15 protein-coding genes and 1 tRNA gene are annotated in these 19571 nt (G+C 60.2%); 13 read left to right on the top strand and 3 right to left on the bottom strand.

Going from position 1 to position 19571, the window contains the following annotated elements:
• Positions 1–36 precede the first annotated feature (36 nt).
• The 7 genes from apaG to QF039_RS26375 all read left to right on the top strand — a co-directional run bounded on the left by apaG (position 37) and on the right by QF039_RS26375 (position 8095).
• Positions 37–417, top strand: coding sequence for a Co2+/Mg2+ efflux protein ApaG (gene apaG / locus QF039_RS26345; RefSeq protein ID WP_003210996.1), 381 nt, complete (start codon positions 37–39; stop codon positions 415–417).
• Complete coding sequence (locus QF039_RS26350) at positions 417–1268, top strand: symmetrical bis(5'-nucleosyl)-tetraphosphatase (RefSeq protein WP_008434419.1); 852 nt, start codon at positions 417–419, stop codon at positions 1266–1268. The genes apaG and QF039_RS26350 overlap by 1 nt, the downstream gene beginning before the upstream one ends.
• Positions 1269–1301: 33 nt before the next feature.
• Positions 1302–1631 carry a thiosulfate sulfurtransferase GlpE gene (gene glpE, locus QF039_RS26355; RefSeq protein ID WP_102370016.1) on the top strand — a complete coding sequence of 110 codons (330 nt, stop codon included), beginning with the start codon at positions 1302–1304 and terminating at the stop codon, positions 1629–1631.
• A gap of 285 nt (positions 1632–1916) precedes the next feature.
• Positions 1917–3839: a PrkA family serine protein kinase gene (locus tag QF039_RS26360; RefSeq protein ID WP_003210999.1), complete on the top strand. Its 1923-nt coding sequence runs from the start codon at positions 1917–1919 to the stop codon at positions 3837–3839.
• A gap of 126 nt (positions 3840–3965) precedes the next feature.
• On the top strand, positions 3966–5237 hold the full coding sequence (locus QF039_RS26365) for a YeaH/YhbH family protein (protein WP_003211000.1): 1272 nt from the start codon (positions 3966–3968) through the stop codon (positions 5235–5237).
• Complete coding sequence (locus QF039_RS26370; RefSeq protein WP_102370017.1) at positions 5234–6796, top strand: SpoVR family protein; 1563 nt, start codon at positions 5234–5236, stop codon at positions 6794–6796. Before QF039_RS26365 ends, QF039_RS26370 begins: the two co-directional genes overlap by 4 nt.
• A gap of 63 nt (positions 6797–6859) precedes the next feature.
• The gene (locus QF039_RS26375) at positions 6860–8095 is read left to right on the top strand and encodes a multifunctional CCA addition/repair protein (RefSeq protein WP_008434412.1); all 1236 of its coding nucleotides are present in this window, start codon (positions 6860–6862) and stop codon (positions 8093–8095) included.
• Here the strand turns inward: QF039_RS26375 and folK are convergent.
• Positions 8065–8583 (bottom strand): 2-amino-4-hydroxy-6-hydroxymethyldihydropteridine diphosphokinase, encoded by a 519-nt coding sequence (gene folK / locus QF039_RS26380; protein ID WP_003211005.1) that lies wholly within the window; start codon positions 8581–8583, stop codon positions 8065–8067. The two genes, QF039_RS26375 and folK, sit on opposite strands and share 31 nt — an antisense overlap.
• Entirely contained in the window at positions 8574–8927 is a 354-nt protein-coding gene (gene folB, locus QF039_RS26385; RefSeq protein WP_003211007.1) for a dihydroneopterin aldolase, read from the bottom strand. Before folB ends, folK begins: the two co-directional genes overlap by 10 nt.
• 74 nt (positions 8928–9001) lie before the next feature.
• Here folB and plsY point away from each other — a divergent pair, with 74 nt between their 5' ends.
• Positions 9002–9571, top strand: a complete 570-nt coding sequence (gene plsY, locus QF039_RS26390) for a glycerol-3-phosphate 1-O-acyltransferase PlsY (protein WP_307521445.1) — start codon at positions 9002–9004, stop codon at positions 9569–9571.
• A gap of 33 nt (positions 9572–9604) precedes the next feature.
• Here plsY and tsaD read toward each other — a convergent pair whose 3' ends face one another.
• A complete protein-coding gene (gene tsaD / locus QF039_RS26395) occupies positions 9605–10630 on the bottom strand; it encodes a tRNA (adenosine(37)-N6)-threonylcarbamoyltransferase complex transferase subunit TsaD (RefSeq protein WP_177020662.1) in 1026 nt (341 codons plus the stop codon).
• A 203-nt stretch (positions 10631–10833) separates the two neighbouring features.
• Between tsaD and rpsU the strand changes: the two genes are divergently transcribed.
• The 5 genes from rpsU to QF039_RS26420 all read left to right on the top strand — a co-directional run bounded on the left by rpsU (position 10834) and on the right by QF039_RS26420 (position 19452).
• Positions 10834–11049 (top strand): 30S ribosomal protein S21, encoded by a 216-nt coding sequence (gene rpsU / locus QF039_RS26400; RefSeq protein ID WP_002551877.1) that lies wholly within the window; start codon positions 10834–10836, stop codon positions 11047–11049.
• Between the two features lie 445 nt (positions 11050–11494).
• Positions 11495–13456, top strand: coding sequence for a DNA primase (dnaG, locus tag QF039_RS26405; protein ID WP_307521448.1), 1962 nt, complete (start codon positions 11495–11497; stop codon positions 13454–13456).
• 67 nt (positions 13457–13523) lie between these two features.
• On the top strand, positions 13524–15374 hold the full coding sequence (rpoD, locus tag QF039_RS26410) for an RNA polymerase sigma factor RpoD (protein WP_003211014.1): 1851 nt from the start codon (positions 13524–13526) through the stop codon (positions 15372–15374).
• A 120-nt stretch (positions 15375–15494) separates the two neighbouring features.
• Entirely contained in the window at positions 15495–19238 is a 3744-nt protein-coding gene (locus tag QF039_RS26415; protein ID WP_177008800.1) for a bifunctional diguanylate cyclase/phosphodiesterase, read from the top strand.
• Positions 19239–19375: 137 nt separating this feature from the next.
• A tRNA-Ile gene (locus QF039_RS26420) sits at positions 19376–19452 on the top strand.
• Positions 19453–19571: the final 119 nt, after the last annotated feature.

The raw sequence follows: 19571 nt of genomic DNA on the forward strand, positions 1-19571 counted from the left end.
CGCTGTTCCCCCGCTTTTGCTTTTAAGGCCTCTTGCATGTCCGATCCTCGTTATCAGATCGACGTCAGCGTCGTCACCCGCTTTCTGGCGGAACAATCGCAACCCGAGCAGAACCGCTTTGCGTTCGCCTACACCATTACCGTGCAAAACAACGGCGAGCTGCCTGCCAAGCTGCTGTCGCGCCACTGGGTCATCACCGACGGTGACGGCCAGGTCGAGGAAGTACGCGGCGCCGGCGTGGTCGGCCAACAACCGCTGATCGCCCCAGGCAAGAGCCACACCTACAGCAGCGGCACTGTGATGACCTCCCGTGTCGGCAACATGCAAGGCAGCTACCAGATGCTCGCCGACGACGGCAAACACTTCGACGCCATCATCGCCCCGTTCCGCCTCGCGGTGCCTGGAGCCCTGCACTGATGGCGACGTATGCTGTCGGCGACCTGCAAGGCTGCCTGGAACCGCTCAAGTGCCTGCTCGAGCGTGTGGCCTTCGACCCGGCCAAGGATCGCCTGTGGCTGGTGGGCGACCTGGTCAACCGTGGCCCGCAATCCCTGGAAACCCTGCGCTTCCTTTATGGCATGCGCGACTCCCTGGTGTGCGTACTGGGCAACCATGACCTGCACTTGCTGGCCGCCGGCAATAACATCGAGCGCCTGAAAAAGGGCGATACCCTGCGGGAAATCCTCGAAGCGCCGGATCGCACCGAGCTGCTTGACTGGCTGCGCCGGCAAAAACTCATGCACTACGACGAGAGCCGCGACACCGCCTTGGTGCATGCCGGCATTCCACCCCAGTGGACGCTGAAGAAAGCCCTCAAGTGCGCGAGTGAAGTCGAAGCAGCCCTGGCCGATGACAACCTGTACACCGCTTACCTGGATGGCATGTACGGCAACGAACCCGTTAAGTGGGACAACGAACTGACCGGCGTCGCGCGGCTGCGGGTGATCACCAACTACTTCACCCGCATGCGTTTCTGCACCGCCGAAGGCAAGCTGGACCTCAAGAGCAAGGAAGGCGCCGACACTGCGCTGCCCGGCTACAAGCCCTGGTTCGCCCACAAGGAGCGCAAGACCCGTGAAACGAAGATCATCTTCGGCCACTGGGCAGCCCTGGAAGGCAAATGCGATGAACCCGGTGTATTCGCCCTCGACACCGGCTGCGTGTGGGGCGGCGCGATGACCCTGATGAATGTCGACACCGGCGAGCGCTCGAGCTGCCAGTGCGACTCGCCCATTCCCGAACAACTGCAGGCCACGGCAAAGCGCTGAGCCGCGCTTTCATACAGGCCAAAGGAGCCCGCCATGACTGAATTCAAACGTATCCCTCCCGAGCAAGCCCAGGCCCTGCGCGAGCAAGGCGCGGTGGTTGTAGACATCCGCGACCAGCCGACCTACAACGCCGCCCACATCAGTGGTGCCCGGCACCTGGACAACCACAACATCGCCGACTTCATCCGCGCCGCCGACCTCGACGCGCCGGTCATCGTGGCGTGCTACCACGGCAACTCCAGCCAAAGCGCGGCCGCCTACCTGGTGAGCCAGGGCTTCTCCGACGTCTATAGCCTCGACGGTGGCTTTGAGCTATGGCGTGCGACCTATCCTGCAGAAATTGCCGCAGGCGACGCGCAATAATTTTTTTCAAACCCCGCTATCCCGCGTGACGCTTGGCCTCGCGCCGTTTCTGACGAACGGCGCGGCCAAACTAATTTCGTATCGCGCCTTGACCTCCCCGATTCCGAACTATCCTTAAGCGCAGGCCATCCAAAACAGGGGAGAGCCGGTACACCGGCGTGCGGGTCATCGGTAGCGTTTCAGGGTGTTCTGGGGGGAAAACGGCCATTGGTGTCCACCAATGACTGCCAGCATCGACTGATTGATCCGGCGTCGGCTCCACGTATCGAGCGAGGTGACGACGTCATGAGTATTTTTAGCCACTTCCAACAACGCTTCGAGTCCACCCGCCAGGAAGAGCTCTCGCTTCAGGAGTATCTCGAACTGTGCAAAAAGGACCGCAGCGCCTACGCGTCTGCCGCTGAACGCCTGCTGTTGGCGATCGGCGAGCCGGAGTTGGTGGACACCGCAGCCAATTCGCGCTTGTCGCGGATTTTCTCGAACAAGGTGATCCGTCGCTACCCGGCCTTTGAAGACTTCCACGGTATGGAAGAATGCATTGACCAGATCGTCTCGTATTTCCGCCATGCCGCCCAAGGCCTGGAAGAGAAGAAACAGATCCTCTACCTGCTCGGCCCCGTCGGCGGCGGCAAGTCGTCCCTGGCCGAAAAACTCAAACAACTGATCGAGAAGGTGCCGTTCTACGCCATCAAGGGCTCACCGGTGTTCGAGTCGCCCCTGGGGCTGTTCAATGCCACGGAAGATGGCGCGATTCTCGAAGAAGACTTCGGCATTCCACGGCGCTATCTCAATACCATCATGTCGCCATGGGCGACCAAGCGCCTGGCCGAATTCGGCGGCGACATCAGCCAGTTCCGGGTGGTGAAGCTCTATCCCTCGATCCTCAACCAGATTGCCGTGGCCAAGACCGAACCGGGTGACGAGAACAACCAGGACATCTCGGCACTGGTGGGCAAGGTCGATATCCGCAAACTCGAAGAATTCCCGCAGAACGACGCCGATGCCTACAGCTACTCGGGCGCACTGTGCCGGGCCAACCAGGGCCTGATGGAGTTCGTGGAGATGTTCAAGGCACCGATCAAGGTGCTGCACCCACTGCTTACCGCCACCCAGGAAGGTAACTACAACAGCACCGAAGGCCTGGGGGCGATTCCGTTCACCGGGATCCTGCTGGCCCACTCCAACGAATCGGAATGGCACACCTTCCGCAACAACAAGAACAACGAAGCCTTCATCGACCGGATCTACATCGTCAAGGTGCCGTACTGCCTGCGGGTCAGCGATGAAATCAAGATCTACGACAAGCTTCTGTTCAACAGCTCCCTGGCCAAGGCCCATTGCGCGCCTGACACCCTGAAGATGCTGGCCCAGTTCACCGTGCTGTCGCGCCTCAAAGAGCCGGAAAACTCCAACATCTACTCGAAGATGCGCGTGTATGACGGCGAAAACCTCAAGGACACCGATCCGAAGGCCAAGTCGATCCAGGAGTACCGCGACACCGCCGGTGTGGACGAGGGCATGAACGGCCTGTCGACACGTTTTGCGTTCAAGATCCTGTCAAAGGTCTTCAACTTCGACCCGCACGAAATCGCCGCCAACCCGGTGCACCTGCTCTACGTGCTGGAACAGCAGATCGAACAGGAACAGTTCCAGGCTGAAACCCGCGAGCGCTATCTGCGCTTCCTCAAGGAATACCTGGCACCGCGCTACATCGAGTTCATCGGCAAGGAAATCCAGACCGCGTACCTTGAGTCCTACAGCGAATACGGCCAGAACATCTTCGACCGCTATGTGCTGTACGCAGACTTCTGGATCCAGGACCAGGAATACCGCGACCCGGAAACCGGCGAGATCCTCAACCGCGTAGCCCTCAACGAGGAACTGGAAAAGATCGAAAAACCCGCCGGCATCAGCAATCCGAAGGATTTCCGCAACGAAATCGTCAACTTCGTGCTGCGCGCCCGGGCCAACAACAACGGCAAGAACCCTACCTGGCTCAGCTACGAGAAGCTGCGGGTGGTCATCGAGAAGAAAATGTTCTCCAACACCGAGGATCTGCTGCCGGTCATCAGCTTCAACGCCAAGGCCAGCAAGGAGGATCAGCAAAAACACAACGACTTCGTCACTCGCATGGTCGAGCGTGGCTACACCGACAAACAGGTACGACTGCTCTCCGAGTGGTACTTGCGGGTCCGCAAATCGCAGTAAGGCAGCGACAAGCGTGCAATGCCAGGCTCCCGGTGCGCCGGTCAGCCTGGCAATCGACCGCTTGTCTTTAAGCTTCCAGCTTGCCGCTTGAAGCTTGTAACTTGAAGCTGCCCGGAGGGCTCCTACATGAGCTATGTGATCGACCGACGTCTCAATGGCAAGAACAAGAGCACGGTAAACCGCCAGCGGTTCCTGCGGCGTTACCGTGACCACATCAAAAAGGCCGTCGAAGAGGCCGTCAGCCGCCGTTCCATCACCGATATGGAGCATGGCGAACAGATCAGCATCCCCGGGCGCGACATCGATGAACCGGTGCTGCACCACGGCCGGGGCGGCAAACAGACCGTCGTGCATCCCGGCAACAAGGAATTCACCAGCGGCGAACATATCCAGCGGCCCCAGGGCGGCGCGGGCGGCAAAGGCCCGGGCAAGGCCGGCAACTCCGGCGAAGGCATGGATGAGTTCGTGTTCCAGATCACCCAGGAAGAGTTCCTGGAATTCATGTTCGAAGACCTGGAACTGCCCAACCTGGTCAAACGCAACCTGACCGGTACCGACACCTTCAAGACCGTGCGTGCCGGGATCAGCAACGAAGGCAACCCGTCACGGATCAACATCATCCGCACCCTGCGCTCGGCCCATGCGCGACGTATCGCCTTGTCTGGCAGCAGCCGGGCAAAACTGCGGGATGCCAAGGCGGAACTGGAACGCCTGAAACGCGAAGAGCCGGACAACTTCGGCGATATCCAGGAAATTGAAGCCGAAATCGCCAAACTCAGCGCGCGAATCCATCGTGTGCCGTTTCTCGACACCTTCGACCTGAAGTACAACCTGCTGGTCAAGCAACCCAATCCCAGTTCCAAGGCGGTGATGTTCTGCCTGATGGACGTGTCCGGCTCCATGACCCAGGCGACCAAGGACATCGCCAAGCGCTTCTTCATCCTGCTGTACCTGTTTCTCAAGCGTAACTACGACAAGATCGATGTGGTGTTCATCCGCCATCACACCAGCGCCAGGGAAGTCGACGAGGAGGAATTCTTCTACTCGCGGGAAACCGGCGGCACCATCGTCTCCAGCGCCTTGAAGCTGATGCAGGAAATCATGGCCGAACGCTATCCGGCCAACGAGTGGAACATCTACGCCGCCCAGGCTTCCGACGGCGACAACTGGAACGACGACTCGCCGATCTGCCGCGACATCCTGATCAACCAGATCATGCCGTTCGTGCAGTACTACACCTACGTCGAAATCACCCCGCGCGAGCATCAGGCCCTGTGGTTCGAATACGAGCGCATCAGCGAAGCCTTCGCTGACACCTTCGCCCAGCAACAATTGGTCTCGGCCGGCGATATCTATCCGGTCTTCCGTGAACTCTTCCAGCGCAGGTTAGTGACATGACCGCCAAAGAGCATAAGCGCCAACCCATATCCACGGGGTCCGAATGGACCTTCGAACTCATCCAGGCCTATGACCGGGAAATCAGCCGCATCGCGGCGGGTTATGCCCTGGATACCTACCCCAACCAGATCGAAGTGATCACCGCCGAACAGATGATGGATGCCTATGCGTCCGTGGGCATGCCCCTGGGCTATCACCACTGGTCCTACGGCAAACACTTCCTCAGCACTGAAAAGTCCTATACCCGCGGCCAGATGGGCCTGGCCTACGAAATCGTCATCAACTCCGACCCGTGCATCGCCTACCTGATGGAAGAAAACACCATCTGCATGCAGGCGCTGGTGGTGGCCCACGCGTGCTACGGGCATAACAGCTTCTTCAAGGGTAACTACCTGTTCCGCACCTGGACCGATGCCAGCTCGATCATCGATTACCTGGTATTTGCCAAGCAGTACATCATGCAGTGCGAGGAGCGCCACGGCATCGATGCGGTGGAAGACCTGCTGGACTCCTGCCATGCCCTGATGAACTACGGCGTCGACCGCTATAAACGCCCGTATCCGATTTCCGCCGAAGAAGAACGGCTGCGCCAGAAGGACCGTGAAGAGCATCTGCAAAAGCAGATCAACGACCTGTGGCGCACCATTCCCAAACGCGCCGGCAAGAACAACGACAAGGACAATGCGCGCTTCCCCGCCGAACCTCAGGAAAACATCCTGTATTTCATCGAAAAGCACGCGCCATTGCTGGAGCCCTGGCAGCGGGAAATCGTGCGAATCGTGCGCAAGATTGCCCAGTACTTCTACCCACAACGCCAGACCCAGGTGATGAACGAAGGCTGGGCCACGTTCTGGCACTACACCCTGATGAACGACCTGTATGACGAAGGCCTGGTCACCGACGGTTTCATGATGGAGTTTCTGACGTCCCACACCAGCGTGGTCTTCCAGCCGGGCTTCGACAGCCCCTACTACAGCGGTATCAACCCGTATGCATTGGGCTTTGCGATGTACCGCGATATCCGGCGCATGTGCGAGCACCCCACCGAAGAAGACCGCCGCTGGTTCCCGGAGATTGCCGGCAGCGATTGGTTGTCGACCATCAAGTTCGCCATGAGCAGCTTCAAGGATGAGAGCTTCATCCTGCAGTACCTGTCCCCCCAGGTGATTCGAGACCTCAAGCTGTTCAGCATCATGGACGACGACCTCAAGGACGATCTGCTGGTGCCCGCCATTCATGACGAGCCGGGCTATCGCACCATCCGCGAAACCCTCGCGGCGCAGTACAACCTGGGCAACCGCGAACCCAATGTGCAGATCTACAGCATCGACGTACGCGGCGACCGCTCGCTGACCCTGCGCCACCAGCAGCACGACCGCAAACCGCTGGGAGAGTCCACTGAGGAGGTTCTCAAGCACCTGCACCGGCTGTGGGGGTTCGATATCCACCTGGAAACGCTGCAAGGCGACCAGGTGATGAAAACCCACCACGTTCCGCCGCGTAACGAGCACAGCGACAACGATTACGGCCGCCTGGACCTGGCAGTCGTGCATCTGTGAAACGGCAAAGCCTCCATTGGCGGGCCGCAGGCGTTATCCTGTGCCGCTAATGGAGGCTTTTTCATGCAAATCTACAAAGTCGGTGGTGCGGTACGTGATCGCCTGCTGGGCATCCCCGTTACCGATATCGACCGTGTCGTAGTCGGCGCTACCACTGAAGAAATGCTCGCCCTGGGCTACAAGCCTGTGGGGTCGGACTTCCCGGTATTTCTTGACCCGAAAAATGGTGACGAGTACGCCCTCGCCCGCACGGAGCGCAAGAGCGGCCGGGGTTATGGCGGCTTTGTGTTTCACGCCAGCCCCGAAGTTACCCTGGAAGAAGACCTGATCCGCCGCGACCTGACCATCAACGCCATGGCCGAGGATGACGCGGGCAACCTGACCGACCCTTATCACGGCCAGCAGGATCTGGACGCACGCATTCTGCGTCACGTTTCCCCGGCGTTTGCCGAAGATCCATTGCGTGTCCTGCGCGTTGCCCGCTTTGCTGCGCGCTATGCCGGCCTCGGCTTTACGGTAGCGCCCGAAACCCTGGAACTGATGCGCGAACTCAGCGCGTCGGGCGAACTGGAAGCCTTGACGCCCGAACGCAGCTGGAAGGAGATTTCCCGCGCATTGATGGAAAACCAGCCACAGGTGTTTATCCAGGTGCTGCGCGATTGCGGCGCCCTGAAAACCCTGATGCCGGAAATCGACGCACTGTTTGGCGTGCCGCAACCCGAGGCCCATCACCCCGAAATCGATACCGGCGTGCACACATTGAGCGTGCTGGAACAGGCGGCCATCCATGCCCAACCGTTGACCGTCCGCTGGGCCTGCCTGCTGCACGATCTGGGCAAGGGCCTCACGCCTGTGGACAAGTTGCCGCAGCACATCGCTCATGAGCAACGCGGCGTGAAGCTGATCAAGGCGATGAACGAACGCTTCAAGGTGCCAAGGGATTGCCAGGAGTTGGCGTTGCTGGTGGGCGAATATCACACCCATGGCCACCGCGCACTGGAGCTGAGGCCCTCGACATTGCTGGAGTTGCTGCAAAGCTTCGACGTTTACCGTCGCCCGCAACGCTTTGAAGAGTTTGTGGTGGCATGCGAGATGGACGCCCGCGGGCGCAAGGGCCTTGAGCAGAGAAGTTATCCACAAGCCGATTATTTGCGCGGTGCGGCGCTGGCGGCCAGAGGTGTGGCCGTCGCGCCGCTACTGGAACAAGGCTACAAAGGTCCCGAACTGGGCGAAGCGCTGAAACGCGAACGGCTCAAGGCGCTAAAAGCCTACAAGAGCGAGTCCGGCGTCAACGGCTGATCCCGCCATTCGAACGCGACCGGCGCCAGTACCTGGTCAATGTGTGCATCCTGCCACAGCGCGGCAAATGACTTGCCCACCTCAGGATGCACACGCTGCGGCGCCATCAACGACAGCGGCCACAGCACAAACGCGTTCTTCAGGATTTCGGCCCGGGGCAGGATCAGGCCATCGAAGTTACCCACCAGCTCGCCATACAGCAGCACGTCGATGTCCAGCGGCAAGCCCTTGCGATCCGGGGCGTAGCGGCCATTGTCGGCCTCGATGAATTTCAGCCGGCGGTCCAGTTCCATCAACGGCAGGTCGGTATACGCCGACACCACCAGATTGAAGAATGGCCCGCTCTTGATGCCCACAGGCTGGCTTTCAAACACCGGCGAACAGCGCATCTGCGTCAGGAAACCCGCCAGCGCATCAAGGCCAGCGTGCAAATGGGCCTCACGCTCGATGTTACTGCCAAGACCAAGGTAAACCTGAGTTAGCGACATCCGCGCTCGATCTCCACGCCCACACCCTTGGCGGCCGGTACGGCGCCGGGCTTGGTCAGTTTGAGGTGCAGCCAGGGAATCTGGAACTCACTCATCAACACTTCAGCCAGGCGCTCGGCGAAGGTTTCCACCAGCTGGAATTGCGCCTGCTCGGCAAAGGCCTGGATCCGCGCGGACACGCTCGCGTAATCCAGCGCCAGGGTCAGGTCATCACCGGCAGCGGCCGGGCGGTTATCCCAGGCGAAGCTCAGGTCCAGACGCAGGCATTGCCGGATACCGCGCTCCCAGTCGTAGGCCCCGATCACGGTGTCGACTTCCAGGCCTTCGATAAACACTCTGTCCAAGCACTCTTCTCCGCTGCACGACAAGGGCGCGATGCCCCGTTAGAATCAGGGCGTCCTCGCCCGGAATAGTTAGCATGTTTTGGTTACTGGCGACTCTCGCCTACCTGCTCGGCTCGCTGTCCTTCGCCATTTTGCTCAGCCGCCTGACGGGAAATCCCGACCCGCGAATGAGTGGCTCAGGCAATGCCGGCGCCACCAATATGTTGCGCCTGGCCGGCAAGAAACTCGCCGTACTCACGCTGTTCGGCGACGTCTGCAAGGGCCTGCTACCGGTGCTGATCGCCAATCTCGCCGGGCTGTCGCTGCAACAGCAAGCCTGGATCGGCGTCTGCGCGGTGCTCGGCCACCTGTTCCCGCTGTACTTTCGCTTTCGCGGCGGCAAAGGCGTTGCGACGGCGGCCGGCATGCTGCTGGGGATCTACCCACCGGCGGCGCTGCTGGCCATCCTGGCCTGGCTGCTGACGTTCTACCTGACACGCACCAGCTCGCTGGCCGCCCTCATCGCCACGCCCCTGACCCTGCCGTTGCTGGCGTGGCAGGAACCGGAGGCACTGGTGCCGATGAGCGTGCTCACGCTGCTGATCGTCTGGCGCCACCGGGGCAATTTACGCGACCTGTTTGCCGGGCGCGAACGGCATTTTTAAATACGCCCGGTGAACCCGGCTCACGTTCGCCCGTTACAGCGGCGGCAACTGCTCCATCGGCCAGCGCGCCTGCACGCTGATTGCCAGGCTTTCATGCTGCCCGGCCTGCAAACGCTGGCAACCGGCATAGGCGATCATCGCACCGTTGTCGGTGCAGAATTCGGGACGCGCATAAAACACGTCGCCCTTCATGTCGCCGAGCATTTTCTCCAGGGAGCTGCGCAGCGCCTTGTTCGCGCTGACGCCGCCCGCGATCACCAGGCGCTTCATGCCCGCCTGCTTCAGGGCCCGCTTGCACTTGATGGTCAAAGTCTCCACCACGGCCTGCTGGAACGCCAGCGAGATGTCGCAACGGGCTTGCTCACTGTCGTCTCCGGCGCTGACGCTCTGCTGCCAGGTGTTCAGGGCAGAGGTTTTCAGGCCGCTGAAACTGAACATCAGGCCAGGGCGATCGCACATCGGGCGCGGGAAGGTATAGCGCCCCGGAACGCCTTTTTCTGCCAAGCGGGCGATTTCCGGGCCGCCTGGATAATTGAGGCCCATCATCTTCGCAGTCTTGTCGAAAGCTTCACCGGCAGCGTCGTCCAGGCTTTCGCCCAGCAGCGTGTATTGACCGATTCCGTCGACCTGAACCAGCTGCGTATGGCCACCTGAAACCAACAAAGCGACGAACGGGAACCCTGGCGGGTTTTCTTCCAGCATCGGTGCCAGTAGATGGCCTTCCATGTGGTGCACACCAAGGGCCGGAATGCCCCAGGCAAATGCCAGCGCCTGAGCGCAAGAGGCCCCAACCAGCAGGGCTCCGACCAATCCGGGGCCTGCGGTATAGGCAATGGCGTCGATCTCGGTCGGCACGCAGCCGGCCTCGTCCAGCACCTGGCGAATCAATGGCAGCATGCGTTTGACATGATCACGGCTGGCCAGCTCCGGCACCACGCCGCCATAGGCGCGATGCAGGTCGATCTGACTGAACAGTGCGTCGGCCAAAAGCCCGCGTTCACTGTCGTAAAGTGCGACACCGGTTTCGTCGCACGAGGTTTCTAATCCCAGAACTAGCATGGGTTTGCGCCTTGTAGAGGCTGAATTCGAAGGCGCGCATAATAGTCGCCACTCCCCCTCCCGACTAGCGGTTTTCGATCAGAGGCTTTGCATTCCGGGCAATGAGGGGTTAACATCCGCAACCCTTAAAAACCGACGACCTCAGCCGCGAATTTTTTGCGACGAGAACGTTGATTCCCGGTAATGAAAGAAGGTAGCTCTGGATGCCAGCCGTCAAAGTAAAAGAGAACGAACCCTTCGACGTAGCTCTGCGTCGTTTCAAGCGCTCCTGCGAAAAAGCCGGTGTTCTGGCTGAAGTTCGTAGCCGCGAATTTTACGAGAAGCCAACTTCTGAGCGTAAGCGTAAAGCAGCAGCCGCTGTTAAGCGTCACGCCAAGAAAGTTCAGCGCGAGCAGCGCCGCGCCGTTCGTCTGTACTAATACACAGACGTTCGTAGCAAGCTTCTGCCAAGCCCGGCCCTCAGCCGGGCTGTTGGCATTTGCGGATATCGCTTGATGCTTCACCGTTGACGCCGCACACGCGACTGAAACGAACTGCTTCACACGTCAGGACTGGCTCTTTTGCCAGCGGTGCACGTCTCTTCTGACGAGCCTAACAAGGCTACTGACGAGCACACTTATTTTTTAACAGGCGATCAACAGGTCGGCTGCGCCCACCGATGAGCTTCCGAGGCCCCCACATGGCCAAGACCGGACTCCCGGGCAACATTTCTACGCCGGGCACTGATCGGAACTAACGTCAGTGAATGTTCGGCAGATACACTTCCTGACAGACCAAGCAGACGACAGTAGATCGAGCCGCACAACACGCGCGCCTTGAGCACTTTGCGGGCCCTCTTTTACACGCAGTGATGACGAGAACGCCATGGCCGGGCTAATTCCCCAGAGCTTTATTGACGACCTTCTGAACCGCACCGACATCGTCGATGTTGTCAGCTCGCGCCTGCAGATGAAAAAGGCCGGCAAGAACTACACCGCCTGCTGCCCGTTCCACAAGGAAAAGACTCCGTCGTTCAGCGTCAGCCCCGACAAGCAGTTCTACTACTGCTTCGGCTGCGGCGCTGGCGGCAACGCCCTCGGCTTCATCATGGACCACGACAACCTGGACTTCCCCCAGGCCGTCGAGGAACTGGCGAAAGCCGCCGGCATGGAAATCCCCCGCGAAGAAAGTGGCCGCCCGCACAAACCGCGGCAACCCACCGATTCGCCGCTGTACCCGCTGCTTACCGCTGCTGCCGACTTTTACCGCCAGGCACTGAAAAGCCACCCGCAGCGCAAAGCCGCCGTCGATTACCTCAAGGGCCGCGGCCTGACCGGTGAAATCGCCCGCGACTTCGGCCTCGGCTTCGCCCCGCCGGGCTGGGACAACCTGTGCAAGCACCTGAGCAGCGACACCCTGCAGCAAAAAGCCATGATCGACGCCGGCCTGTTGGTGGAAAACGCCGAGACCGGCAAGCGTTATGACCGCTTCCGCGACCGCGTGATGTTCCCGATCCGCGACAGCCGCGGCCGCATCATCGCGTTCGGCGGCCGGGTGCTGGGGGACGACAAGCCCAAATACCTGAACTCACCGGAAACCCCGGTGTTTCATAAAGGCCAGGAACTCTACGGCCTGTTTGAGGCGCGCAAGAACAACCGCAACCTCGACGAAATCATCGTGGTTGAAGGCTATATGGACGTGATTGCCCTGGCCCAGCAAGGTTTGCGTAACGCCGTGGCGACCCTGGGCACCGCGACCAGCGAAGAGCACTTGAAGCGCCTGTTTCGCGTGGTGCCCAACGTACTGTTCTGCTTCGACGGCGACCAGGCCGGCCGCAACGCAGCGTGGCGTGCCCTTGAGTCGACCCTGTCGAGCCTGCAGGACGGGCGGCGCGCACGCTTCCTGTTCCTGCCCGAAGGCGAAGACCCGGACACCCTGGTCCGCTCCGAAGGCACCGACGCGTTCCGCGCGCGCATCAACCAACACGCACAACCGCTGGCCGATTACTTTTTCCAGCAACTGACCGAAGAGTCCGACCCGCGCTCCCTCGAAGGCAAGGCCCACATGGTCACCCTCGCGGCCCCGCTGATCGACAAGGTTCCGGGCGCCAACCTGCGGACCCTGATGCGCCAGCGCCTGCTGGAAATCACCGGCTTGAGTGGCGAGGCCGTCAGCCAGCTGGCCCGCAGCGCGCCGCAAGAGGCGCCGCCGGCCTACGACCCGGGCATGGATTACGACGCCATGCCGGACTATTCCGACTTCCACCAACCGCAGGAGGCCTACACGCCCCAGCAGGAGTGGACACCGAAGAAACCCGGCGCCGGCGGCAAGAAATGGGACAAGAAACCCTGGGACAAAAACGGCAAACGTGGCGGTGACCGTGACGAACCGCGCGGCCCACGCGTCCCAGCAGCAGTAGAGCCGCCCACCATGGCAGCCCTGCGTACACTTTTGCACCACCCGCAACTGGCACAAAAAGTCGAGGATGCGGGGCACTTTGCGGCCGAAGACCACACCAATACGCAACTGTTGGTGGCCTTGCTCGAAGCCGTACAGAAGAATCCTAAGCTAAACTCATTCCAGCTGATTGCACGCTGGCACGGCACCGAACAGGGCCGCTTGCTGAAGGCATTGGCAGAAAAGGAATGGCTGATTGATGGCGATAACCTTGAACAACAGTTTTTCGACACCATTACTAGCTTGGTAGCTCGTCAACGCGAGCGAAACCTGGAACAACTTCTTCGAAAAGCGCGTCAGAGTGAATTGACCGCCGAAGAGAAAAATCAACTGCGCGACCTTTTAAGTCGCAATGTTTCCGCATCAAACCCGACCTCAGCTGGCGTGTGAGGTCATAGCTCGGGTATAATCCTCGGCTTGTTTTTTGCCCGCCAAGACCTTCAGTGGATAGGGTGTTATGTCCGGAAAAGCGCAACAGCAGTCTCGTATCAAAGAGTTGATCACCCTTGGTCGTGAGCAGAAGTATCTGACTTACGCAGAGGTCAACGACCACCTGCCTGAGGATATTTCAGATCCAGAGCAGGTGGAAGACATCATCCGCATGATTAATGACATGGGGATCCCCGTACACGAGAGTGCTCCGGATGCGGACGCCCTTATGTTGGCCGACGCCGATACCGACGAGGCAGCCGCTGAAGAAGCAGCCGCCGCGTTGGCAGCGGTCGAGACCGACATCGGTCGCACGACTGACCCTGTGCGCATGTATATGCGCGAAATGGGTACGGTAGAGCTGCTGACACGTGAAGGCGAAATCGAAATCGCCAAGCGTATCGAAGAGGGCATCCGTGAAGTGATGGGCGCAATCGCGCACTTCCCAGGCACGGTTGACCACATTCTCTCCGAGTACACTCGCGTCACCACCGAAGGTGGCCGCCTGTCCGACGTCCTGAGCGGTTATATCGACCCGGACGACGGCATTGCGCCACCTGCGGCTGAAATTCCGCCACCGATCGATGCCAAGGCTGCGAAAGCAGACGACGACACCGACGACGACGAAGCTGAAGCCAGCACCGATGACGAAGAAGAAGTCGAAAGCGGTCCGGATCCGATCATCGCAGCCCAGCGCTTTGGCGCGGTCTCCGATCAGATGGAACTGGCTCGCAAGGCCCTGAAGAAGCACGGTCGCGGCAGCAAGCAGGCAACTGCTGAATTGCTGGCCCTGGCTGAACTCTTCATGCCGATCAAACTGGTACCGAAGCAATTCGAAGGCCTGGTTGAGCGGGTTCGTAGCGCCCTTGAGCGTCTGCGTGCACAAGAGCGTGCGATCATGCAGCTCTGTGTCCGTGATGCGCGCATGCCGCGTGCCGACTTCCTGCGCCAGTTCCCGGGCAACGAAGTCGACGAAAGCTGGACCGACGCACTGGCCAAAGGCAAAAGCAAATACGCTGAAGCCATTGGTCGCTTCCAGGCCGACATCGTTCGTTGCCAGCAGAAGCTGACTGCATTGCAGACCGAAACCGGTCTGACGATTGCCGAGATCAAGGACATCAACCGTCGCATGTCGATCGGTGAGGCCAAGGCCCGCCGCGCGAAGAAAGAGATGGTTGAAGCGAACTTGCGTCTGGTGATCTCCATCGCCAAGAAGTACACCAACCGTGGCCTGCAATTCCTCGATCTGATCCAGGAAGGCAACATCGGCTTGATGAAAGCGGTGGACAAGTTCGAATACCGTCGCGGCTACAAGTTCTCGACTTATGCCACCTGGTGGATCCGTCAGGCGATCACTCGCTCGATCGCCGACCAGGCCCGCACCATCCGTATTCCGGTGCACATGATCGAGACGATCAACAAGCTCAACCGTATTTCCCGGCAGATGTTGCAGGAAATGGGTCGCGAACCGACCCCGGAAGAGTTGGGCGAACGCATGGAAATGCCTGAGGATAAAATCCGCAAGGTATTGAAGATCGCTAAAGAGCCGATCTCCATGGAAACCCCGATCGGTGATGACGAAGACTCCCATCTGGGTGACTTCATCGAAGACTCGACCATGCAGTCGCCAATCGATGTTGCTACCGTTGAGAGCCTGAAAGAAGCGACTCGCGACGTACTGTCCGGCCTCACTGCCCGTGAAGCCAAGGTACTGCGCATGCGCTTCGGCATCGACATGAATACCGACCACACCCTTGAGGAGGTTGGTAAGCAGTTCGACGTTACCCGTGAGCGGATTCGTCAGATCGAAGCCAAGGCGCTGCGCAAGCTGCGCCACCCGACGAGAAGCGAGCATTTGCGCTCCTTCCTCGACGAGTGATCACAAAAACCCCGGCCCAGGCCGGGGTTTTTGCTTCTACAGATTAAATCCTCGCTGACTCCCCTCCCCCGCAATGCCCGTCTACACTCGAAACATTCCCCGTGCCATAACGAGACCGTTATGCCCAGATTGCCGACCGTGTTACTGCTGTCGCTGCTGACCTGGACCGCAACGGCTGGCGCGTTGACTCTCACCGATGAAGAGCGTGGCTGGCTGGCGGACCACCAAGAGTTGCGCCTGGGCGTCGACGCCTCTTGGCCACCCTTTGAATACCGCGATGAAGATGGTCGCTACCAGGGCCTGGCCGCTGATTATGTGCGGCTGATGCAGGATCGCCTTGGCGTCAGGATCAAACTGATCGAGCCGGTGAACTGGAGCGCCGTGCTGGAACAGGCCCGCAACAACCAGCTCGACCTGCTGCCGGGCATCATGTCCACACCGGAACGCCAGGGTTTCCTGTCGTTTACCCGGCCTTATCTCGACTTCCCCATCGTCATCCTCGCCCACGAAGGCGGCCCGCAACCACGCAGCCTCAAAGACCTGTACGGGTTGAAAGTGGCCGTGGTGGAAAACTACGCGCCCCATGAACTGCTGCGCACTCACCACCCGGACCTCAATCTCGTGGCCATGCCCAATGTCAGCGCTACGCTGCAGGCCCTGGCCACCGACAAGGTCGACGCCGTAGTGGGCGATCTGGCGTCCAGCGTGTGGAGCCTGCGTCAACTCAAGCTGGAAGGCCTGTACATCAGCGGCGAAACGCCTTACCGCTATCAGTTGGCCATGGGCGTACCCAAGGACGACAAGATGCTGGTGGGCATCCTCGATAAAGTCCTGGCCGACATCAGCCCGTCTGAGACCGAGGCCATCCAGCAGCGCTGGGTCGGCAACGTCATCGACCACCGCACGCTCTGGACGGATGTGCTGCTCTACGGGTTGCCTGCCGTGCTGTTGCTGAGCATCGTGCTGGCCGTGGTTATCCGGATCAATCGTCGGCTCAGCTCGGAAATTTCCCGCCGGGTCGCCCTCGAACAGGAACTGCGCAGCAGCGAATACCACTATCGCGGCCTGGTGGAGAGCCTTTCCGCGATCGCCTGGGAAGCCAGCATCAGCGATTTCACCTACAGCTACGTGTCGCCCCACGCCGAGGAACTGCTGGGTTACCCCCGTGCCCACTGGCTGATCCCGGGCTTCTGGCGCAACATCATCCACCCCGCGGACCTGACCCGCACCGAGTCCTATTGCTACGCCGAAACCCGGGCCAACCGCGACCACAGTGTCGACTACCGGGTGATCACCGCCGATGGACGCTGCCTGTGGGTACGGGACATCGTCAGCCTGATCGAACACGGCCACGAACCCGTGCTGCGCGGCCTGATGATCGACATCAGCGAAGCCAAGCGCACCGAGGAAGCGTTGCAGCTTTCGGAACAGAAATTCGCCTCTGTGTTCCAGCAATGCCCGGACATCCTGGTCATCGCCCGGCTGTCGGACGGCTGCCTGATGGAGGTCAATAAGGCATTCGAAGACCAGATCGGCCTGAGCGCCGAAGCAGTCGTAGGAAAAACCGCCACTGAACTGAATATCTGGGGCATCCAGGGCGTAGGCCCCGGCCTGCTGCAACGGGTACAGACCACCAGCATCCGCAACCTGGAAATGCCCTTCCTGCGCAGCAACGGCCAGGCCTTCACCGGACTGATCTCCGCCGAACCCTTTCAACTGGATACCACCGAAGCCCTGGTCGTGGTGGTGCGTGACATCACCCAGCTGAAAGAAACCCAGCAGCGACTGCAGACCTCCGAAGAGAAATTCGCCAAGGCCTTTCATGCCTCTCCCGACGGCCTGCTGTTGTCCCGCCAAAGCGACGGTTTGCTGATTGAGGTCAACGAAGGATTCAGCCGTATTACCGGCTTCAACAGCGTGATGTCGCTGGACCAGTCAACCCTGGACCTCGGGATCTGGGTCGACCTGAACGAACGCAAAGACATGCTGGAGCGGCTGCAACGGGATGGATTTGTCCGCGACTTTGTCTGCCACATCCGCCGCAGCGACGGCGAAATTCGCCTGTGTGAAGTCTCCAGCCGCCCGCTGCCCATCGGCGACGACGACTGCATGCTGACCATCGCCCGGGACATCACCGAACGCCAACTGATGCAGGAAAAACTGCAACAGGCCGCCACCGTGTTCGAGAGCACGGCCGAAGGCGTACTGATCACCGACACCCGGCAAAATATCAGCGCCGTGAACCGCGCCTTCAGCGAGATCACCGGCTACAGCGAAGCCGAAGCCCTTGGCCAAACCCCGCGCCTGCTTGCCTCGGGCCTGCACGACAGCGCCTTCTACGCCGCCATGTGGCACCAACTGACGGCCAACGGCCACTGGCAAGGCGAGATCTCCAACCGGCGCAAGAACGGCGAGCTGTACCCCAGCTGGCTGACCATCAGCGCCGTGCGCAACCGCGAGGAGTCGATCACCCACTTCGTCGCCGTGTTTGCCGACATCTCCAGCCTCAAGCACGCCCAGGCGCGCCTCGATTACCAGGCCCACCACGACCCGCTGACCGGCCTGCCCAACCGCACCCTGTTTGAAAGCCGCCTGCAAGCCGCCCTCAACAACCAACAGGAAACCGGCAGCCAGGGCGCCGTGCTGTTCCTCGACCTCGACCGTTTCAAACACATCAACGACAGCCTCGGCCACCCGATTGGCGACCTGCTGCTCAAGGACATCGCCGTTCGCCTCAAGGACCAACTGCGAGACGTCGACACCGTCGCGCGCCTGGGTGGCGACGAATTCATCATCCTGCTGCCCGGCCTGCAACAAGCCAGCGACGCCGAACACCTGGCCAATAAGCTGCTGGCCTGCTTCACCCCACCGTTCCAGGCGGGCGAGCATGAGTTCTTCATCAGCGCCAGCATCGGCACCAGCCTGTACCCACGGGACGGCAACGACGTCGCCACCCTGGTCAAAAACGCTGACGCCGCCATGTACCGCTCCAAGGCCAAAGGCCGCAACCGCGTCGAAAGCTACACCCAGGACCTCACTGCGCAAGCCAACGAGCGCGTGGCCCTGGAACACGAACTGCGCCGAGCGATCGAGCGCGACGAATTGTCTCTCTATTACCAGCCGAAACTCAGCCTCGACACCCAACAACTGATCGGCGCCGAAGCCCTGATTCGCTGGCGCCACCCCACCTTCGGCGAAGTGCCGCCCGAGCACTTCATTGCCCTGGCCGAAGAGAACGGCATGATCCTGCAGATTGGCGACTGGGTACTGGAGCAGGCCTGCCGACAGATGCACGACTGGCGAGAAATTTTTGATGACTTCGGCCCGCTGTCCGTCAACCTCGCCGGCGCGCAACTGCGCCACCCCAACCTGCTGGCGCGCATCGAGCAACTGCTGCGGGACAACCGCCTGGAGCCTGGCTGCCTGCAACTGGAGATCACCGAAAACTTCATCATGAGCCAGGCCGAAGAAGCGCTGGAGGTGCTGCACCAGCTCAAGCATCTGGGCGTGCAACTGGCCATTGATGACTTCGGCACCGGCTATTCGTCCCTCAGCTACCTGAAACGCCTGCCGCTGGACTTCCTGAAGATCGACCAATCCTTCGTCCGCGGCCTGCCCGATGACCCACACGATGCGGCGATCGTGCGCGCCATTATTGCCCTGGGGCACAGCATGCAATTCACCATCATTGCCGAAGGTGTGGAAACGCCGGCCCAGCAAGCGTTTCTGGCGGCTGAAGGTTGTGAGCAGATGCAAGGCTATATCGTCAGCCTGCCGCTGCCGCCGGACCTTTTCGCCGCTACGTTCCTTCGTATGAGCGTTTCGGACTTTTCGGATGGCACAGCGAAGAAACCATCGCTATAATCCGCGGCCTACTGAGGGCCTATAGCTCAGTTGGTTAGAGCAGGGGACTCATAATCCCTTGGTCGTAGGTTCTTATGTGGTATGAATGTCGGTGTGGCATTTGAACCTCATTTCTGGTAGTTTTGCATCACCTCAGCGCCACTGTAGCTCAATTGGTTAGAGCAACCGACTCATAATCGGTGGGTCGCGGGTTCGATTCCCGCCGGTGGCCCCATCTCCTTGTATATCAAGCACTTCATGAATTCTGCACAACTTCTCTGACAACGCTGTCGGAGTTTTTCGCGTGCTAAAAAATCCTCATTTCAAGACTTTTGCTTGACATGGCAAGTGCAA

Origin of the sequence: Pseudomonas sp. W2I6 (genome assembly GCF_030815935.1) — a bacterium.
Lineage (GTDB): Bacteria > Pseudomonadota > Gammaproteobacteria > Pseudomonadales > Pseudomonadaceae > Aquipseudomonas.

What these genes read in the sequence shown, in the direction of transcription:
- apaG (WP_003210996.1), top strand. Translation starts at nt 37, where the DNA reads ATGTCCGATCCTCGTTATCAGATCGACGTCAGCGTCGTCACCCGCTTT.
- QF039_RS26350 (WP_008434419.1), top strand. Translation starts at nt 417, where the DNA reads ATGGCGACGTATGCTGTCGGCGACCTGCAAGGCTGCCTGGAACCGCTC.
- glpE (WP_102370016.1), top strand. Translation starts at nt 1,302, where the DNA reads ATGACTGAATTCAAACGTATCCCTCCCGAGCAAGCCCAGGCCCTGCGC.
- QF039_RS26360 (WP_003210999.1), top strand. Translation starts at nt 1,917, where the DNA reads ATGAGTATTTTTAGCCACTTCCAACAACGCTTCGAGTCCACCCGCCAG.
- QF039_RS26365 (WP_003211000.1), top strand. Translation starts at nt 3,966, where the DNA reads ATGAGCTATGTGATCGACCGACGTCTCAATGGCAAGAACAAGAGCACG.
- QF039_RS26370 (WP_102370017.1), top strand. Translation starts at nt 5,234, where the DNA reads ATGACCGCCAAAGAGCATAAGCGCCAACCCATATCCACGGGGTCCGAA.
- QF039_RS26375 (WP_008434412.1), top strand. Translation starts at nt 6,860, where the DNA reads ATGCAAATCTACAAAGTCGGTGGTGCGGTACGTGATCGCCTGCTGGGC.
- folK (WP_003211005.1), bottom strand. Translation starts at nt 8,583, where the DNA reads ATGTCGCTAACTCAGGTTTACCTTGGTCTTGGCAGTAACATCGAGCGT.
- plsY (WP_307521445.1), top strand. Translation starts at nt 9,002, where the DNA reads ATGTTTTGGTTACTGGCGACTCTCGCCTACCTGCTCGGCTCGCTGTCC.
- tsaD (WP_177020662.1), bottom strand. Translation starts at nt 10,630, where the DNA reads ATGCTAGTTCTGGGATTAGAAACCTCGTGCGACGAAACCGGTGTCGCA.
- rpsU (WP_002551877.1), top strand. Translation starts at nt 10,834, where the DNA reads ATGCCAGCCGTCAAAGTAAAAGAGAACGAACCCTTCGACGTAGCTCTG.
- dnaG (WP_307521448.1), top strand. Translation starts at nt 11,495, where the DNA reads ATGGCCGGGCTAATTCCCCAGAGCTTTATTGACGACCTTCTGAACCGC.
- rpoD (WP_003211014.1), top strand. Translation starts at nt 13,524, where the DNA reads ATGTCCGGAAAAGCGCAACAGCAGTCTCGTATCAAAGAGTTGATCACC.
- QF039_RS26415 (WP_177008800.1), top strand. Translation starts at nt 15,495, where the DNA reads ATGCCCAGATTGCCGACCGTGTTACTGCTGTCGCTGCTGACCTGGACC.